Annotated in this window: 16 protein-coding genes; 8 read left to right on the forward strand and 8 right to left on the reverse strand. The window is 37.9% G+C overall.

Annotated elements, in window-relative coordinates:
- Positions 1–94 precede the first annotated feature (94 nt).
- Complete coding sequence (locus H3Z82_RS00535) at positions 95–2,434, forward strand: TonB-dependent receptor (RefSeq protein ID WP_182201924.1); 2,340 nt, start codon at positions 95–97, stop codon at positions 2,432–2,434.
- 4 nt (positions 2,435–2,438) lie between these two features.
- The gene (locus H3Z82_RS00540; RefSeq protein ID WP_182201925.1) at positions 2,439–3,767 is read left to right on the forward strand and encodes a hypothetical protein; all 1,329 of its coding nucleotides are present in this window, start codon (positions 2,439–2,441) and stop codon (positions 3,765–3,767) included.
- Positions 3,768–4,727: 960 nt separating this feature from the next.
- On the opposite strand, the gene tnpA is transcribed toward H3Z82_RS00540, so the two are convergent.
- Complete coding sequence (tnpA, locus tag H3Z82_RS00545; protein WP_182201926.1) at positions 4,728–5,180, reverse strand: IS200/IS605 family transposase; 453 nt, start codon at positions 5,178–5,180, stop codon at positions 4,728–4,730.
- A gap of 172 nt (positions 5,181–5,352) precedes the next feature.
- Between tnpA and H3Z82_RS00550 the strand changes: the two genes are divergently transcribed.
- Entirely contained in the window at positions 5,353–6,912 is a 1,560-nt protein-coding gene (locus H3Z82_RS00550) for a serine hydrolase (RefSeq protein ID WP_182201927.1), read from the forward strand.
- Between the two features lie 4 nt (positions 6,913–6,916).
- Here the strand turns inward: H3Z82_RS00550 and H3Z82_RS00555 are convergent, their stop codons facing one another.
- From H3Z82_RS00555 to H3Z82_RS00585, 7 genes are all read right to left on the reverse strand, one after another.
- On the reverse strand, positions 6,917–7,210 hold the full coding sequence (locus tag H3Z82_RS00555; RefSeq protein ID WP_182201928.1) for a cupin domain-containing protein: 294 nt from the start codon (positions 7,208–7,210) through the stop codon (positions 6,917–6,919).
- A 70-nt stretch (positions 7,211–7,280) separates the two neighbouring features.
- The gene (locus tag H3Z82_RS00560) at positions 7,281–8,573 is read right to left on the reverse strand and encodes an alkaline phosphatase family protein (protein ID WP_182201929.1); all 1,293 of its coding nucleotides are present in this window, start codon (positions 8,571–8,573) and stop codon (positions 7,281–7,283) included.
- Between the two features lie 937 nt (positions 8,574–9,510).
- Positions 9,511–9,762: a hypothetical protein gene (locus H3Z82_RS00565; protein ID WP_182201930.1), complete on the reverse strand. Its 252-nt coding sequence runs from the start codon at positions 9,760–9,762 to the stop codon at positions 9,511–9,513.
- Positions 9,763–9,923: 161 nt separating this feature from the next.
- Positions 9,924–10,382, reverse strand: a complete 459-nt coding sequence (locus H3Z82_RS00570) for a hypothetical protein (protein WP_182201931.1) — start codon at positions 10,380–10,382, stop codon at positions 9,924–9,926.
- Between the two features lie 123 nt (positions 10,383–10,505).
- Positions 10,506–11,321 carry an anti-sigma factor gene (locus H3Z82_RS00575; protein ID WP_182201932.1) on the reverse strand — a complete coding sequence of 272 codons (816 nt, stop codon included), beginning with the start codon at positions 11,319–11,321 and terminating at the stop codon, positions 10,506–10,508.
- A gap of 1 nt (position 11,322) precedes the next feature.
- Positions 11,323–11,853 carry an RNA polymerase sigma factor gene (locus tag H3Z82_RS00580; protein WP_182201933.1) on the reverse strand — a complete coding sequence of 177 codons (531 nt, stop codon included), beginning with the start codon at positions 11,851–11,853 and terminating at the stop codon, positions 11,323–11,325.
- A gap of 100 nt (positions 11,854–11,953) precedes the next feature.
- Positions 11,954–12,535, reverse strand: coding sequence for a superoxide dismutase family protein (locus H3Z82_RS00585; RefSeq protein ID WP_182201934.1), 582 nt, complete (start codon positions 12,533–12,535; stop codon positions 11,954–11,956).
- Positions 12,536–12,768: 233 nt separating this feature from the next.
- Between H3Z82_RS00585 and hemN the strand changes: the two genes are divergently transcribed.
- The 5 genes from hemN (at position 12,769) to H3Z82_RS00610 (ending at position 18,359) form a co-directional block, all read left to right on the forward strand.
- On the forward strand, positions 12,769–14,133 hold the full coding sequence (gene hemN / locus H3Z82_RS00590) for an oxygen-independent coproporphyrinogen III oxidase (RefSeq protein ID WP_182201935.1): 1,365 nt from the start codon (positions 12,769–12,771) through the stop codon (positions 14,131–14,133).
- A gap of 105 nt (positions 14,134–14,238) precedes the next feature.
- Positions 14,239–15,069: a universal stress protein gene (locus H3Z82_RS00595; protein WP_182201936.1), complete on the forward strand. Its 831-nt coding sequence runs from the start codon at positions 14,239–14,241 to the stop codon at positions 15,067–15,069.
- Positions 15,070–15,250: 181 nt separating this feature from the next.
- Positions 15,251–16,696 (forward strand): copper-containing nitrite reductase, encoded by a 1,446-nt coding sequence (gene nirK, locus H3Z82_RS00600; RefSeq protein WP_182201937.1) that lies wholly within the window; start codon positions 15,251–15,253, stop codon positions 16,694–16,696.
- Between the two features lie 158 nt (positions 16,697–16,854).
- The gene (locus H3Z82_RS00605; RefSeq protein WP_182201938.1) at positions 16,855–17,640 is read left to right on the forward strand and encodes a formylglycine-generating enzyme family protein; all 786 of its coding nucleotides are present in this window, start codon (positions 16,855–16,857) and stop codon (positions 17,638–17,640) included.
- A complete protein-coding gene (locus tag H3Z82_RS00610; RefSeq protein ID WP_182201939.1) occupies positions 17,637–18,359 on the forward strand; it encodes an SCO family protein in 723 nt (240 codons plus the stop codon). The genes H3Z82_RS00605 and H3Z82_RS00610 overlap by 4 nt, the downstream gene beginning before the upstream one ends.
- Positions 18,360–18,404 lie beyond the last annotated feature (45 nt).

Consider the following 18,404-nt stretch of genomic DNA (forward strand, 5'->3'; position numbering starts at 1 on the left):
TGCAGATAAAATAATTAGGAGTTTTAAATGGCTCCTCCTTTCTATGCTTAGGAATTTTATACCCTTTTTTTTAATGTGTTTTACTGTGTTTTCTATGGCACAGAATTCCGGAACACTGCAAGGGAAGCTGATCAACTTACTTGATGACCAGATAGAAAATGTTGAAATTCGTTTGGTCGAAACCAATGCGCGCACGCTGACCAACAACAAGGGGGAATTTGTATTTAAGAATCTACCTTCCGGTTTCTATAATATTTATCCCGTGTACGATGGCTTTCAGTTTGACATCGAAAACGTCTTAGTCAGTGCAGGTGAAGTGCAGGAAGTGACGCTCTACATCAAAATGATGACTTATAATCTTGATGAGATAAAACTCCGAACGCTTAGCATCAGCGAAAAGTTAAAGAGCAGCGCCATTAAGGCTAACATTATCTCTGTGGAAGCCAATACAAGGCGTGCCAATTCTGTGGAAGATTTGGTCGATAAGAGTCCAGGGGTGAAAATACGGAATGTTGGCGGTCTTGGATCAGCCAGTAATATTATTGTTGGTGGCTTTACTGGCAATGCCGTCAAGTTTTTGTATGATGATATTCCCATCGATTATTTAGGTTCTAATTTTGGCTTGACAAAAGTACCTACCAATGCTATTAGCCGTGTGGAAATCTACAAAGGTGTTTTGCCTACCAAGATAGGCGTGGATGCTTTGGGCAGTGCCATCAATATTGTCCCTAAATCCAGTAAAAAAACATCCGGCACGGTGTCTTATGAAACTGGATCTTACAATACGCATATCGCAACGGCCAATGCAAACATAAAATTAAACGATCACCTTTTTCTTGGTGTCAACAGTTTTTATAACTATTCTAAAAACAATTATAAGGTTGATAATCTTCCTTACAAAGACCCCAATAGCGGTCAAGTGGCCTATATTAGAGAGCGCCTATTCCACAATGGGTTTAATCAGCATTCTTTAGAGTTTTCCTTAGAAGCGCGACAATTATCCTGGGCCGAATCCTTTGAATTTAAAGTGAACTCCTATGGGCTGAAAAGAGATATTCAAAACGATCCGTTTTCCAGAGCCAGACCTTTTGGAGAAGTTTACCGACAGGAACGTGGAAACTTCATTCCATCACTGAAATACAAGAACCATTTTTTCGAAAACAAATTGAGCATCAACCAATTTTTGGTTTATAGTACAATTGATTTTGAAGTTTTTGACCAAGGGAAAAATGTGTATTATGACTGGAAGGGCGTGGCACATTCCACAAATTCGGCTTCTGAAATGGGGAATATGCTCCTTGAGAACGGTTATATGCATACTAATTTTGAGCAATTCACTTCCCGAACCAATCTAAATTATTTGATTAGTAATTATTTTCAAATAGAGAACAATACGGTTTATAGTAATTATAAGCGAAAATCCAATCTTGGCGATCAGAATCTGAATGGAACTACCTATAATAAGCTCATTACCAACTTTGCTTTGAACGCCCAATTTTTTGATAGGCGATTGGAATCTAACACACAATTCAAATTTTTATTTGGCAACTTTACCGGTCGCTACAATGCGTCTGATAATCCGTTGGAAGAGCATATTGTGGATAAGGAAGTGGTCAATAGAGGTTTGAGCTTCGCGCAGGCCCTAAAATATAATATCAACGAGAAAAGTTATGTTCGGGTGTCTTACGAAAATACGTTCAGACTGCCGGAGCAGCAAGAATTGTTCGGCGACAATAATTTCATTGTGGCCAATTATGAATTGACCCCAGAGGAAAGTAAAAATATAAATTTGGGATATACCTATGCGGCTGAAGCTTTTGGATTTGAAATAAATACCTACTATCGCGATACCCAGAACCTGATTCGTTTAAAAGATTTAAATCAATATCAAGCCATCAATCTCAATCTTGATAATGTGAAAGGCTTGGGCGTAGAGCTACAAGCAAATTATGAGCCTGTAGAAAAGTTGAAGCTCTCGGGGAACTTAACTTGGAATGACTTCCGCTTACAATCATCTAGAGATAAATACCTAAACAATCAGCATTTTAAAGATGCCCGGATTGCTAATATGCCTTTTTATTATGGCAATGTCAGTGCTTCGTACAATATCAAAGAGTTGTTAAAACTATCTACAGATCTCTCCTTTTTTTGGGATTATTCTTATGTGCATCAGTATTATCTCGACTATATTGAAAAACAATTTGAGCCAGATGGGTTTTTGGGTCTTTTTGGAAATTCAAAAGTCAATACCAGCCGTATTATACCAAACCAGCACACTCATAACATCGGGTTTATTTATGTTCGTGATTTTACCAAACAAAGCATATCCTTTAGTGCCGAGCTTAAAAATGTCCTTAACGAGAACATCTATAACGAATTTAAAATGCAAAGCCCAGGCAGACATTTTAGAATGAAAATAACCTATAGCTTTTAAGCGTATGAAGTCTTCAATTATATATCACTTTTGTGTTGGTGCCCTGTTGTTCGGATTGATGTCCTGTGAGGTTAAAAATCTGGATGATGAGAATAAAAACCCAAAGTTGGATTATACTTCCAATAATTATGTTTTAGCTACCGAGGATGCTTCCACAGCCGATATCACCCGATTTTTTAATTTTGATTTGGAGGGATTGGAAGCCGATAAGGAATATGATCTGATTCAAGACAATCAAATTTTTGTCAATTCAGATCCGTCAACGTCATCAGGACATCAGTTCTTCAAGAATTTCATCTTTAGTATGGCCAAGGATAAAAGAGGCTATTCGTCCACACCTGGGCTCTTTCGACTCAGCCTGAATACGTCCGACCAAGTGTTTATTGATAGCGAAATCTATATTGGCAAGGGCAACCTCTTTCCGTCTCGTAAGTTGGCTTTGGTAAACGATAGCTTGGGCTTTTATTATAACGAAGACAGTGGCGGACAAACCATTCAGTCTTTCAATCCATTGACGATGCAACTGGGAGACGCATTAGATTTACGCCCTTATATTAAAGCATTTCGACCTGATGTGAGCTTTGAGGATGACTTTGGGAATAACTTGGTAAGAACGGGATCGTTGGTGTTGGATTATAAAGACGATAAACTTTATGTGAGTGTTGTGTTTTTGGAACAAGCTAATTTCAATCTGATTTCTGAAGACGAAGAAAATTTCTATTTGGCGGTTATTGATATACCGAGTGTTAGCTTCGATAAAATTATTCAGTATCACGGCGCTAAAACAGTTGGTTTTTTTGTTTCAGAAAATAATCCGACGACTAAAGATGAGGACGGAAATCTATACTTCTGTTCTTGGGGCTGGAATCAATTTAATGAGCATACACCTTCAAAAATCTTTAGAATCAAAGCTGGTGAAACAGAATTTGATGAGGAATGGGAGATTGATATTGAATCGTTGTTTGGAGAGGGTAGGATCGCGCAATCGATAATGTCGTATAATAATAAACTATATCTGCACATATCCGAGGATCCTTATTTATTTGAGTCCAGTGAAGAGGTCGAAACTCGGAATGGCTTAAAACTTTCCTATTATGAATTTGATACTGCTTCCCCCGAAAATTACGTCAAATTGGAAGTGCCAGCATCCAATCCAGCCTCGCGGATGAATGTGTTCAATATTGTGGACGACCGACTTTTTATGGTGGTGCCCAATGCCATTGCGCCTAATTTCAATGGGGTCTATGCTCTTGATCGTGAAGGAGCACTGAAAAAGGAACTACAAATTTCAAATAAATACCGACCAACGCGATTTTATAAACTTGTGAAATAATGAGTATGCCGCCCTTTCAGGGCTATATGGTTAATTGGTTTATTCCATTAGCATAGGTCTACGCCCAATGCTAATATATGACGCTCTTTCAGAGCTCAAAAGCTCATAATTTTCGCCATTATAATTCAGCGAACATGATGTAACCCTAAAAGGGCGCCACTTCATAATTCGTGACGCTAGTCTTGAGTTATGAATGTTTGGGGAATAACCTGTATGCCACCCTTTTAGGGCTAAATGGTAAATTGGTTTATTCCATTAGCATAGGTCTACGCCTAATGCTAATGTATGGCGCTCTTTCAGAGCTCATAAAGCTCATAATTTTCGTCATTATAATTCAGAGAACATGATGTAACCCTGAAAGGGCGCCACTTCAAAATTCGTGACGCTAGTCTTGAGTTATGAATGTTTGGAGAATAATGTGTATGTCGCCCTTTCAGGGCTATTTGGTGAATTGGTGTTTTTTATTAGCATAGGCCTACGCACTATGCTAATGTATGGCGCTCTTTCAGAGCTCATGAAGCTCATAATTTTCGCCATTATAATTCAGAGAACATGATGTAACCCTGAAAGGGCGCCACTTCATAATTCGTGACGCCAGTCTTGAGTTATGAATGTCTGGGGAATAATGTGTATGTCGCCCTTTCAGGGCTGTTTGGTGAATTGGTGTTTTTCATTAGCCCAATGCTAATATATGGCGCTCTTTCAGAGCTCATAAAGCTCATAATTTTCGTCATTATATTTCAGAGATCAGAATGTAGCCCTGAAAGGGCGTCATGTCATAACTCAAGGCGGTAGACTTGAGAAGTGAGAATGTATATCTATAAGGGATACAGCCCTGAAAGGGCGCCATAGCATAACTCAAGGCGACAGTCTTGAGTTATGAATGTCATGAGAAATTAAGCCCTGAAAGGGCGAGATACTTGACTAATACTAAGTTTTTGTTTACTTAGACATTCTTCTCTAATCCCAGATATAGCGGTCATCATATTCCATCTGGTTGCTCTCGAGGAATGCACGATATTCGTCCTGAAAAGTTTTGCTTCTGTGATGCTCTTTCTGGTTGGCGATATACTGAATGACCACATCAACCTCTGAAGCTTTTAAAGAAAATGCGCCATAACCATTCTGCCAATAAAATTGTCGATACGCATCCCCTTTCGTTTTTATCCATTTTGAGGAATTAGCTTTCAATTTCGACATAAGCGTTGCCAACGTTATATTTTTAGATAATAAGCACAGAATATGGACGTGATCTTGATAACCGCCGACCTTTATAGCCGGGCACCCTAAATTGTTGCAGGTGCCACCGAGATATTTATAGAGTTCATCTTCGATGGATTCATCGATTAATTTTTGGCGGTACTTGGTGCTGAATACAATGTGCAGATAATTTTTGACTAATGATTGTGACATAGGTTTCGTTTTTTATAGTCCTATTTGAGCTACCCAGGACTGTCACCCTGGGGATAAATATGTCGCCCTTTCAGGGCTGATTATGCCACTAACTTACGATATTTATTGCATGTTAATCACATGGTGGTAGATGTGTAAACTTGTCAGTATCTTTGCTTAAAATCAATTTATTATGACTTCTATTTCTTTTGAGCGCTATCAGATAGTGTTATTCGTTTTTGTAAGTTTATTTTTTACCTCAATTGTGGCCCAAGAATCGTTGCCTAAGAATTTCGATGCGTGGGTGGAATCAAGCAGACAGGATTGGAAAATTCCTGGTATGGCAGTGGGTATTGTAAAAGATGGTGAAGTGGTTTATGCTAAAGGGTTTGGAGAAAAACGTTTGGGAAGTGGGGAGAAGGTTGATGCCAATACCATTTTCAGTATTGCCTCGGTCAGTAAGAACATGACCGCTGCAGCCCTTGGTATTTTGGTAGATGAAGGAAAAATAGATTGGGATGATAAAATCACAAAACATATGCCTTGGTTTCAGTTAAAAGATTCATGGGTGACCCAGGAAATCACCATTCGCGATGCTTTGATCCATCGGGTGGGATTGGGACGAAAATTAGGTAACAGACTTCAGTTTATGACCAATAGCTCACGAGACAGCGTTCTGTATCAGATGCGCTATATGGAACTGGAAAAACCGTTCCGTTCATCTTTTGTTTACAATAATGTCATGTACTCCTTAGCAGGGCAGATGATTGAATATGCTGATGGACGCACTTGGGACGACTTTTTAAAAGAACGCTTATTTGAGCCACTTGAAATGAATTCTGCAAGTACAAGCATCACTCAGATAAAATCTAATGATAATCAAGCCTATCCACATCAAGAGATTAGAGGAAAAGTAGTGCCGATTTCAAGAAGAAATTGGGATAATGCCGGGCCTGCCGGTGGTGTCAACGCATCAATAAACGACCTGAATAAATGGATGTTGATGCAATTGGGAGTTGCTGGCGAGTATAAAGGGAAAACCATTATTAGTGAGAAACAAATGAATGAGATCCACAAACCACAGATGGCCCGTCCATCAGCAGATGCCATGGCAGCACAGAGCAGCTATGGTTTTGGCTGGACCATTACCGATTATAATGGAAAACGTGTATTAACCCACGGTGGTGCAACCGATGGTTTCAATACGGCCATGTATCTCATGCCGGAATTGGAATTGGGAATCATTGTGGTAGGTAACAATTTCAATAGCTTGGGCAATGCTGTTGCTTATCGGGTGATGGATGCCTATTTAGGAAAAAGTGATGTCGATTGGAATGAGCGATATTTACAAGGCTATAAAAGGTCATTTGCACGAGCTGCAGAAGCCCGAGAAAAAATTCATCAAGCTCAAATATTAAAAACAAAGCCGAGCTTAGACTTGGATGCCTATATAGGCCTATACCAATCTGAGGGATACGGACAAGTAGAAGTTAAAAAAGAGGGTGAGGAATTGGTATTACATTTTTGGGACACCGATGGTTTGGAAGCTAAACTTGAGCATTGGCATTACGACACCTTTAGGGCAGTTTGGAAAAACCCTGCGCAACGTGAAGAATTTATGCAATTCCATTTAGGCAAAGATGGCAAGGTAGAAGCTTTGGATTTCGAGTTTTCCTTACGCCCATTATCCTTGCAGGTAGGCGCGTACCCCTCCAATTACACGCATACGGAGCGATTTATTAAGCAGAAATAACGAGTCAGAAGAACTTAAACTTGATCTCTTTGGGCATAAAATGAACCCCTTTAAAATCGGTAATGGCTTTAATTTGATGCCTGACTTCGGGTGGTACAATAATCGTATCGCCTTGTTTTAAAATTTGTTCTTCATTGTGCATTTTAAAGATACATTCGCCTTCACGGACAAACACAATGGATTCGAGATTGGCAAGATGTTCTGGCAATAGTTGACCGGCGTCGGCCTGCATTTGTTTGGCGACCAATACGCTGCCTTCTGCTAATGTTTTTACCTTTGGTGGCGTTACTTTTTCCATGATTTTATAGCTTTAAAGTTATAGATGTCGGTTGTGATCACCCTAGTGGTTCTCCACTTCTACAATTTAATCAATCATTGTCAGGTTTCAAAATATCTTGCACTATGCTTAATGAGCCATCAATGTTAGCAGGGATCTCAAAACCTAGAATGTCACAGATTAACGGATAAATATCAATGTTTTGAAATGAAGGTATGGTATGTCCAGTTTTAAAGGCAGGACCATTGGCGTAAAATATCCCATGCATATCTTTGTCGTTGCTGTCAAAGCCATGCACACCAATAGTTTTAATGTTGTTTTGGTTCAAAAGTGCTATATTTTTTGCATTAGAAAAATAATAGCCAACATCTGGTATCAATTGGATGGCACCCCAATCCTTATTTTTTGGTGTATATTCAAATCCTGGAGTGTCTTCCGTTTTATAGACCTTAAAATGATCTTCTTTTTGCTTTAGGTAGTCGAGTACAACCTCAGTTTCAACGTCTTTTTTCGGATGAATGTTGACCATTGACCCATTATCGATGGCAAGAAACAAATCGTTATTTTGAATGCGTTCAATCGGTATCAGTTTATCTGTAGATTGCGCTGCCATTCCATGATCTGAGACAATGATGATGTTTATAGGCAAACCGGATGCTTTCAGGCCAGTGAGTAAGACGCCTAAATTCTTATCCAAACTATGGAGTGTTTTTTGAATTTCTGCTTCGTTATTGGGACCATATCTATGACCTGTATCATCCATATCCGAAAAATACATGGTTATTAAATGTGGTCTTTCTTTTTTTGGTAAGGCCAACCATTCTAATACTTGTGAGATTCGGGTTTCATTTTTTACCTTGCCATCATAATCTTTAGAGTAGCTTGGTCTTATACCTTGTATTTCTACATCAGAACCTACAAAAAAATAGCTTGCGGTAACCATAGAATTTCGGTCAGCGAGACTCCAGATTGGGGTGCCTCCGTAGAAATCGCCATCGGTCACAACCTCTCGGTTTCGGATGCTATAGATTTTGTCCTTCTTAGTGCTATAAAAGGAATTGCTTATAATGCCATGATTGTCAGGATACATGCCTGTGGCAATGGAATAGTGGTTGGGAAATGTTTTAGAAGGGAAGGTTGAGATCAGCGATTTGGCGCTGACACCATTCTCAACAAAATTACTGAGATGCTGAGGTTTGTATTTTTCTACATAATCCCAACGAAAACCATCTAAGGAAATCAATAGCACATAAGGCTTTTTTTGTGACGCTTTAGAATTGACGGTAGGAGAGGGTGTGCCTAAGTTTGTACTAGATCCACAGGATACTATTGTCAATGACAATAGGACAGAAAAAATACTGTAAATAAAAATTCTTTTCAACATAATTCTTTTAATTGAGCAAGGCTTTAGTCATTTACCAAGAAACGCATGGCAATGTCAATTGCGAATTTAAAGAAATTAAAAGGTTAATCGAGAGCCTTCCATTTTAAAATTTTGGTAGTATGGATTATAAGCATTTTTCGAGTAGATTGAAAAAACACTCTGATCGTAATGACATTCTGTAACTAAAAGAAGAATAATTTAGAATTTTCCCAAATTTGGTTTTAACTATGTTCTCCTAAATAATAGGATATATCGTCTGGCTTTATTAAATTATAATTTCCGTAGCTCATTTCCTAAAGGAAAAACAGCTCTTTAAGTATATTGTTCCTTATCAGCTATCCAATTTATTTTTTTATGATGAAAATATATGAGGTTATCACATTCAATTGAATTCATCCAGAACCTGATTAACCTTCGCTATTGTATATAGTTTTTTCAGGTAATCTCTCTTCAAAACATTCCACCTGATCGTGAGGTTGTGGTCTCATCTTTTTGGGATATGCTGTCAAATAGTTAATGGCAATGTTTTGAGTTATGTCAATTTGCTTATTACTCAATTCGGTCAGATAGGATTTTAGATTTTTGAAAGATTTTTAATCGAGTTGACCAAATTTTTTCCGTGTAACCAATAAATCGATTTGAGTTGTATCGTTCTTAAAACATAAGTCTAAAATCTATCTGTAATCCTTGGTCTCAATAAATTGTTGTTTACTTATTTTTCTCCGCCTTCAGTGTAGAAAACTATAGGTTCTTCTTGCCCAAAGAATGAACAGGTAAATAATAAAAACATCAATCTTATTCTCAAACTTTGTAGTACAGTTTAAAACTCCAAGTTTCTCAATTTTATATCCGCCAGCGGGTTTTTAAGCTTTTCCATCCCTGTAAAGGTCAATACATATAAGCTTGTGGTACGAAATGTCAAATGCGGTATTTTTGATTATTGCTTATTGTATTTTTTATGTTCAATTTTCTTCTCCTTCAAAATGGCGTAAAATTTTCGTGGTGATATTTTTAAGTCTTTTGTTATATCGCTCACTTTTTTCTTACCTTTTTTATACAACTTTAAATTTTCGTTCACTTTTTTATTGAAATAGTGTTTTTCGAGCTTTTCAACAATTTGTAATCCAGTCAATTTTGAGCTATTGGCATAATTATCAATCTCCGATTTAATGGTTTTTAAATTACTCATAATGGTTGTTTTTTACGGTTCTTATCAACGATTATTAACGGGTTTAACTAAAACCGGTTAGTTGTAAAGACACTAAAGTAAGTAAATAAAACTGAAATTAAAATCCGATTAGATTTTAAAGAGAGCAATGACAATCCATCGATTATAGGGGAGCGTGGTACTTATTTCCAATTTGCAATGTCAGGAATTAACGCCGCGATGACTCCAGGGTCAGCTATGAAAAAAATCTTATGCAATTCAGACTTTTTAATTGTTTTATAAACTTTAACGTTGAGTAGTTGATTTTTGGAATCGTAATAAAAGTTTGAGGTTTTCGCCTCGGCGGTAGAAGTCAATTTAAATTTCGGATTGAGCTCTCGTGCCAGTTTATGGAACCTGTCATTACTTATTGGTTTTGAGCTTTCAATTTCAATTATATCCACTATGTTTTCAAGGTTATAGGTAAACTTTATGGATTCAGTTTCGTTTAATGCTTTTACCTGAAATAATTTTTCCTCAGCTTTATTTTGAGTAATATTTTCAATGCCATATTTTTTTTGAACTTTTTCATAAGTCCAATTAAGTTGAGAGAAACTAATTGTTGATATTCCTAATAATATTATTGTAAAAAGGTATTTCATATAATCGGTTTTTCATCCTTTTAAACTTAAGATTCCGTAGACACAATATATACATAGCTTTCTTAAAATAGTTGTGCCCCTAAATTAATAGGACTTTGCTGATTCTTTCAAAAAAGATTTTCTTTATGGCGCTGGCGCGCTCACCATACCCAAAGTGTATAATTGATCCATAGTTGGTGTTTCACTACCACCTTCCGGTTCTAATGTAATTCCGAAGGCCTCACTATTGTAGGCATTGGCAATGGCAAATATTTTATTGTCATCGGTATTGAAATCATCAATGGTTCCTAAACTTGTTGGCGTTAACGGATCGAGTTTTAAAGACCACACCTGATATACTTTTCCTGATGGTGCTTCAGGAAGTCCTTGAGCATCTAAGTAAATGCGGTTATCCTCTTGATTCCAGTACACTTTGGCGTAGCTATTTGCAAATTCGCCTTGACCGCCCAATGGTACTGAAATGATGTTTTTATCACGCAGGAAATCCAGCAATTCTTTTGAATCAGCAAGCTCAGCTCTGGAAATTGAAATCTGCTCCTCCAAAAATGTATTTTCTGTTTCGACAGTATTTAAATTGGATTCGAGTGTTTTATTCTGGTTCAGCGTCCAGAATAATCCGGCGCCAATAATTATCGCTGCCGCCCATCCAGTATAGGTCAACCAATTGTATTTCGGCTTAGTAATTGTAATGATTTTAGTCTGGGTGTCTGATGGAGTAAAGGTTAATTTGTCCTTGATGCTTTGAAGTATTGCTGTGCTCTTATTATTAGAGGTGGCAGCGGTAAGTTCAATAATGGCAGCTTCTATTTCTAAAACCTCCTGAAGGATTTCGGGATGTTTGCGCATGAGTTGATAGACGTCTTTGTTGTCGTCCTCGGAGAGTGCTCCGGCTACGTAAAGCTCTAAAATCCCAGATGCTATGTAAGCGTTGATATCCATATTATTTGAGTACAATAGTTCTTAGTTCCTTAATGCAATTCCTGTTTCGTGTTTTGATGGTGCCTATGGGCATGTCAAGAGTTTCTGAGGCTTCTTTTTGGGTAAATCCCTTGAAGTACAAAAGCTCAATCACTTCAATACATTTTTTGGCAAGTTGGCTCACAAACTTTTTGATGCCAATGGCGTCAGTCTGATTATCTAAATTATCACTGTGTTGAAGAATATCTACGAAATATTCAGCATCCAGGTTTTTTCTGGAGTTCTTAAATGCTTTAGACCGCGTTTTGTCAATGGCAGCATTTCTGGCAATGTTCAAAATCCAGGTAAAAAATCGTCCTTTTTCGGCGGAATAGCTGTTTGCGTTATTCCAGGCTTTTATAAAAACATCCTGCATGACTTCTTCCGCAATGGTATGGTCTCTCACAATATTATAGATGACGCCATGCATGCTATCACCATACATATGATAGAGCTCTCCAAATGCTTTTTCGTCTTTTTGTTGAAATTTTGAAATCAATACGTCTAAGTGCATATAAATTATTTAGATATTCTTATGTAAATTTAAAATTGAGAAGAAAAAAGCCACTTAATTAAAGTGGCTTAGGTTTGTCATGATATCTTAACGTGACGGATTATTGAATAATTCCTCCGCAACTTATACGCCCGCCTGCATCACCTGTTGGTTGACTTACAAAATCATCAACACCTTCGTGCACAATTATGGCTTTACCTATAATATCTTTATTGGCATCGCCACATCCAATACACCACTCGTCCGTTGACATTGTAATGGTTGCATTTCCATTGGCATCGGCTTGAAGGTTTCCAATATCGCCTTTGTGATAGCCATCCGGACTGCCCCATTTGCCGTGTGGTTGATTGGTTGGATTCCAGTGTCCTCCGGAAGAGGTGCCGTCATCTGCTGAACAATCAGCTTTTTCATGTAAGTGGATCGCATGTTCACCTTCGGTAAGTCCATCAAGGACTACAACCAGAGTAACCACGCCATCTTCTTCAGTAAACACAGCGTTACCTTTTACATCGCTGCCGCTTTTGGCTTCCAATGCCACTTGCAATTTTATAACTTCATTGACAGGAGCCTCTTTTGATATTTCTTTTGTTTCATCGACCTTAGTTTCCTTTTTGTCATTTTTACAAGAAGTCGTGATGGTCAAAGCACAAACTGCTAAGAGTATCAGTGATATTCGTTTCATGATTATTGTTTTTAGTGTTTATAAATTAATTATGAAGGATTAAAGTTACAGTAATTTTACGTCTATTTAGCTATAGGGATTGTAAAATATTAAGATCCATCTCAAAAAGCTTCCATAGACCTGTGTTGATCTGTGGGCTAAAATTACTTTAAAACGAAGGAGTTTTATGACTTATATCATATTTTTAATAACCTATTTAAGATATTTTTGAGGCAGATTTAATCGATACAAAAATGAAAAAGTCATTGATAGATAAGTATAATGTGGCTGGACCAAGATATACAAGTTATCCTACGGTTCCGTATTGGATTGATGACACATTTTCTTTGAAAGCATGGAAGGATTCGCTTTTTACATCATTTAACGAAAGCAACGAAGAGGAAGGATTGAGTCTTTATATCCACCTTCCATTCTGCGAGAGTCTATGCACGTTTTGTGGCTGTCATAAACGAATTACAAAACAGCATAGTGTTGAAATTCCATATATAAATGCGTTAGTCAAAGAATGGGACCTCTATTGCGACCTGTTACCGTCGAGACCCATAATAAAAGAAATGCATTTTGGGGGCGGTACACCAACCTTCTTTTCGCCTACACATTTAAGCATGCTCATTAATTGTATTTTAAGACGTGCTACATTGGCCGACGGTTATGAGTTCAGTTTTGAAGGTCATCCCAATAACACGACAGCCGAGCATTTGCAAACCTTTTATGACCTAGGGTTCAAACGGGTCAGTTTTGGGGTGCAGGATTATAATGAAACCGTGCAAAAAGCAATTCATAGAATCCAACCTTTTGAGAATGTCAAACGAGTGACTGAGCAAGCCAAAGCCATTGGTTATACGTCGGTAGGACATGATCTTATTTTCGGATTACCATTTCAAACCGAAGCACATGTTCGGGAATCCATAGCCAAAACGAAGCTTCTCAAACCCGACCGGATCGCCTTTTACAGTTATGCGCACGTTCCATGGATAAAGGGCAACGGGCAACGTGGTTTTGACGAGAGTAATCTGCCCTCTGGATTGGCTAAAAGAAAGCAGTATGAGTTAGGGAAGACCTTACTCTTTGAGGCAGGTTATCATGAAATTGGAATGGATCATTTTGCGTTAGAATCAGATTCCTTGTACCAATCTATGATTACTGATCAACTCCACCGAAATTTTATGGGATATACCGCATCAAAAACCAAGGCGATGATTGGCTTGGGCGTATCGGCAATTAGCGATAGTTGGTACGGATTTGCGCAAAACGTTAAGAACTTGGAAGATTATTACCATTTGGTTAATGAGGGCATAATTCCTGTAGTGAAGGGTCATATTTTAAATTCAGAAGATCTCATCATCCGAAAACACATTCTTAATTTGATGTGTCGTTTCCAAACCTCATGGACACCAAATACACTCTATTTTGAGGAGCTGCCAGAGATCTTGGCATATTTAACAGAAATGGAACAAGATGGTTTGCTGGTTCGTAGCGAAGGGCAGTTGACTATTACGCCAAAAGGGAAACCATTTGTTAGAAATGTTTGCATGGCCTTTGATTTGCATTTAAAAAGAAAAAAACCTGAAACACAATTGTTTTCAATGACTGTGTAAGAATTTGCGCTTTAAAACATATAGTTGATAGAGATTTTCATTTGTCTCTTTAACTAAATATTAGTACCTTTTATTTTTAATCATTTTAATACATAAAACCTACCTATGAAAAAGATCATTGTTCCCATAGATTTTTCCAAATATTCTGAATATGCTTTAGAAGCTGCTGCAATATTGGCAAAAAAGAATAATGCAGAGATTTTTGCTTTGCACATGTTAGAAATGTCCGATGCCATTTTGACCGCTTCAAATGATGGCCCCAAACCAAGAGTGTTGTTTTTCTTGAAAATTGCACAACAGAAATTTGATGAGTTCTTGAGCAAGGATTATTTGAAAGGTGTCCAAGTGACGCCAATTGTCAAATATTCTAAGGTGTTCAGTGAGGTCAGTGAGGTGGCAGAAGAACATCAAGCCGATTTGATTGTTATGGGATCGCATGGTGTAAGTGGGTTTACCGAGGTTTTTGTAGGGTCCAATACTGAAAAAGTAGTACGTCATTCTAAACTTCCAGTTTTGGTGATTAAGCAAAAACCGAGCAACTTAAATTTTGAAACGGTTATTTTTCCGTCAGACTTTACAGAAAAGAGTGTGGACGTTTATAAACGTGTTTTAAATTTGTTGGGAGAAACTTCCAACGTGCATTTATTATATGTGAATGTTCCTGGAGAGAACTTTAAAAGCACGACGGAAATGGAGAAAAACGTGGCCAACTTTTTAATGAAGGCAGAAGGAGATATGAACAACTTAAATAAAGTGCATTATGTTTCTGACTATACCATACAACAAGGGATTATGAATTTTTCAAATCTCTTTGGCGCTGACTTGATCGTGATGCCAACCCATGGAAGAAAAGGATTGGCTCATTTTTTTGAAGGTAGTATTTCTGAAGATTTGGCAAATCGAGCCAATCTTCCGGTAATGACATTTAAAATATAGAAAAAATATATGATATATATAATGATGGATGATATTTTAGGTCATGTAACATGCAGACTTTGAGTCTGTTTGTTAGGTGGCTTTTTTAAATAGGACAAAAATGTCCGAAATATGACAAAAATCATATTATATATATGTGTATATCGGTAATTTTGAACCATAAACCAATTATAACTAGAATATGAAATCAAAACTAAAATTTACAGTACTCATTGCAACAGTGTTTTTATTTAGCTGTTTCAATGAAAAAAAAGAAAAATATACGGCTGCGGAAGATATTCCTGTAAGTCGTGAGATGATTGCAGAATTGACGGCACCGCCTCATGTACCTAAACCAGTTGGGAAACGTAAAGCAAAAAAGCTTATCGTTAAAATGGAAATTCTCGAAGCTGAAGGTGAAATTTCAAACGGAGTGCGTTACGTTTACTGGACTTTTGGAGGTTCGGTACCGGGGAGTTTTATTAGAGCTCGTGTAGGTGATGAAATCGAATTTCATTTACAAAACCACCCTGACAATAAACTACCTCATAATATTGATTTACATGCTGTCAATGGTCCAGGTGGGGGTGCAGAATCATCATTTGTGGCTCCTGGGCACGAAAAGGTGTTTTCATTTAAGGTGTTAGCTCCAGGACTATATGTGTACCACTGTGCTACAGCTCCGGTTGGAATGCATATTGCCAACGGAATGTACGGACTTATCTTGATAGAACCAGAAGGTGGTTTGCCACCGGTTGATAAAGAATATTATGTGATGCAGGGTGATTTTTATACTGCCGGTCCTAACGGTGAGCGTGGCCTACAACCTTTTGATATGCAAAAAGCTGTTGACGAAAAAGCAGATTATGTGGTCTTTAACGGTAGTGTTGGTGCATTGACTGGAGATGGCGCATTGACCGCAAAAGTAGGTGAAACCGTAAGACTCTTTATGGGTAATGGTGGGCCCGGTTTAGTGTCCTCTTTCCATATTATTGGAGAAATATTTGACAAGGTAACCGTTGAGGGCGGTAGTCTAGTTAATGAGAACGTTCAAACCACTTTGATTCCTGCCGGTGGTGCAGCAATGATAGAATTTAAAGTAGATGTTCCAGGATCTTATGTCTTGGTAGATCACTCCATATTCAGAGCGTTTAATAAAGGTGCTTTAGGCCTGTTGAACGTTACAGGAGAGGAAAATGAAAAAATATACTCGGGAGAGCTTATGGATAATATTTATCTTCCAGAAGGTCCGGGAATTCAAAAAATGCCAACCACCAGCGAGGTCAAAGAATCGGATATTCCTGCTAAATCGTTCGATGAGCAAATGAAGTTTGGAAAACAAATTTACGGTCAAACCTGTATTGCTTGTCACCAATCAGAAGGGCAGGGTATTCCAAATGCATTTCCGCCGTTGGCTGAATCCGATTATCTAAATGCTGATGTTGACAGAGCTATTGAAGCGGTACTCTTCGGGTTGAGTGGAGAGATTACTGTAAACGGTGAGAAGTACAACAGTATCATGACCGCTCAGATGATTTCACAAGAAGAAGTGGCCAATGTAATGACCTATGTCTATAACAGCTGGGGCAACAATAAAACCGTAGTAACACCGGAAATGGTGAAGAAAGTAAAAGAGAGTAGAAAATAGTTCAAGTCAATTCCGAGCTATCGGGATAGATTTAAAATTGAAATTGAAGTTGAAGTTGCAGTTGAGTCCCGATCGGGAGAAGTTCAAAATGATGTTTTTGACAACCGACGACGACCAACTGACAGCACAGATAATTAATTAATAAAAAACAACAAACCATGCGTACCAAATTCTTCAGATTGTCCTTTGTTTTGATTCTTGTTCACATATTTAGTTATGGGCAATCTGAAGATATGGCGCGTATTGAAGGCGCACGATATATACCTCTATATGGAAGGGATTCTACAGTAGTTGAAGTTAAAGATTTTGATTTGGATAAATATCCAGTCACTAATGAGCAGTATATGGAATTTGTCAAGCAATTTCCAGAATGGCAAAAGTCAAACGCTAAAAAAATATTTGCAGATGGCATGTACTTGAAGAATTGGAAGAATGACTTTGAACTCAGTGAGGGCGCTAAATTAAATAGTCCTGTCACCTATGTCAGTTGGTTTGCAGCTAAGGCCTATTGCGACTGTCAAGGTAAACGTTTGCCCACTATGGATGAATGGGAATATGCCGCCATGTCAGATGAAACCACTAAAGATGCTCGTATTAAGAAATCTTATAATGAACGGATTTTATCTTGGTATGAAGCGCCACGATCCAATGAAAATCAAATTGGTCAAAATCCAAAAAACTATTGGGGAGTGTCTGACTTACATGGTTTAGTATGGGAGTGGACCTCAGATTTTAATTCGGTCATGCTTTCCGGCGAATCAAGAAAAGATAAAGATGGAGACAATAATCTATTCTGCGGAAGCGCCTCGTTGGGTGCTACTGATTTGATGAACTACGCAGCCTTTATGCGCTACGCCTTTAGAGGAAGTATAAAAGCCAATTTCGCGATAAAGAATCTCGGATTTAGATGTGCCAAAGATATTGAAACCCCAAACCAATTATGAAAAAAACACTTTTTATTCTTTGTAGTATTCTTTTTATAGCATTTACTGCATGTAAAAACGACAGTTCCAAATCATCGGATGAAGCCATAGCATATTACTGCCCAATGGAATGTGAAGGTGATAAAACCTATGATGAACCAGGCAGTTGCCCAGTTTGTAAAATGGATTTGGTGCCCGTTGAAACGATAGCGGAATCAGAAAGAAGCGCAGATGAAATTTCAGACCTTTCAATTTTCAATATAAAATCAACATGGACCAATCAAAACGGCGAAGACCTTCAGTTTGAAGATTTAAAAGGTGATGTGTTGGTTACAGTCATGATTTATACCTCTTGTAAGGCAGCGTGCCCACGATTGGTGGCCGATATGCGGAATATTGAAGAGCGATTGTCAAAAAGCACTAAAGAAAATGTCAAGATGGTGTTGGTAAGTATCGACCCTAAGGTTGACACGCCTGAGCGCTTAAAGGCGTTTGCAGAAGAAAATTATATGGATAAACACCCATGGTTATTTTTACGTTCTTCAGAAGACAATACCCGTGAGTTTGCAGCCGTTGTGGCAGTCAATTATATGAAAATTTCACCAATTGATTTTTCACATTCTAACATTATTACCGTGTTTAATGATCAAGGTGAAATGGTATTTCAACAGGAGGGGCTTGGTGTCAATTCCGATGCCACTGTTCAAAATATTGAGAAAGCCGTGGCCGCCATACAATAGACTAAAACTGAAATGGCTACACGATAACGCAATAATAACAGATTC

This window comes from Gelidibacter maritimus (assembly GCF_014062315.1).
Classification (GTDB): Bacteria; Bacteroidota; Bacteroidia; order Flavobacteriales; family Flavobacteriaceae; genus Gelidibacter; species Gelidibacter maritimus.

What these genes read in the sequence shown, in the direction of transcription:
- H3Z82_RS00535 (WP_182201924.1), top strand. Translation starts at nt 95, where the DNA reads ATGGCACAGAATTCCGGAACACTGCAAGGGAAGCTGATCAACTTACTT.
- H3Z82_RS00540 (WP_182201925.1), top strand. Translation starts at nt 2,439, where the DNA reads ATGAAGTCTTCAATTATATATCACTTTTGTGTTGGTGCCCTGTTGTTC.
- tnpA (WP_182201926.1), bottom strand. Translation starts at nt 5,180, where the DNA reads ATGTCACAATCATTAGTCAAAAATTATCTGCACATTGTATTCAGCACC.
- H3Z82_RS00550 (WP_182201927.1), top strand. Translation starts at nt 5,353, where the DNA reads ATGACTTCTATTTCTTTTGAGCGCTATCAGATAGTGTTATTCGTTTTT.
- H3Z82_RS00555 (WP_182201928.1), bottom strand. Translation starts at nt 7,210, where the DNA reads ATGGAAAAAGTAACGCCACCAAAGGTAAAAACATTAGCAGAAGGCAGC.
- H3Z82_RS00560 (WP_182201929.1), bottom strand. Translation starts at nt 8,573, where the DNA reads ATGTTGAAAAGAATTTTTATTTACAGTATTTTTTCTGTCCTATTGTCA.
- H3Z82_RS00565 (WP_182201930.1), bottom strand. Translation starts at nt 9,762, where the DNA reads ATGAGTAATTTAAAAACCATTAAATCGGAGATTGATAATTATGCCAAT.
- H3Z82_RS00570 (WP_182201931.1), bottom strand. Translation starts at nt 10,382, where the DNA reads ATGAAATACCTTTTTACAATAATATTATTAGGAATATCAACAATTAGT.
- H3Z82_RS00575 (WP_182201932.1), bottom strand. Translation starts at nt 11,321, where the DNA reads ATGGATATCAACGCTTACATAGCATCTGGGATTTTAGAGCTTTACGTA.
- H3Z82_RS00580 (WP_182201933.1), bottom strand. Translation starts at nt 11,853, where the DNA reads ATGCACTTAGACGTATTGATTTCAAAATTTCAACAAAAAGACGAAAAA.
- H3Z82_RS00585 (WP_182201934.1), bottom strand. Translation starts at nt 12,535, where the DNA reads ATGAAACGAATATCACTGATACTCTTAGCAGTTTGTGCTTTGACCATC.
- hemN (WP_182201935.1), top strand. Translation starts at nt 12,769, where the DNA reads ATGAAAAAGTCATTGATAGATAAGTATAATGTGGCTGGACCAAGATAT.
- H3Z82_RS00595 (WP_182201936.1), top strand. Translation starts at nt 14,239, where the DNA reads ATGAAAAAGATCATTGTTCCCATAGATTTTTCCAAATATTCTGAATAT.
- nirK (WP_182201937.1), top strand. Translation starts at nt 15,251, where the DNA reads ATGAAATCAAAACTAAAATTTACAGTACTCATTGCAACAGTGTTTTTA.
- H3Z82_RS00605 (WP_182201938.1), top strand. Translation starts at nt 16,855, where the DNA reads ATGCGTACCAAATTCTTCAGATTGTCCTTTGTTTTGATTCTTGTTCAC.
- H3Z82_RS00610 (WP_182201939.1), top strand. Translation starts at nt 17,637, where the DNA reads ATGAAAAAAACACTTTTTATTCTTTGTAGTATTCTTTTTATAGCATTT.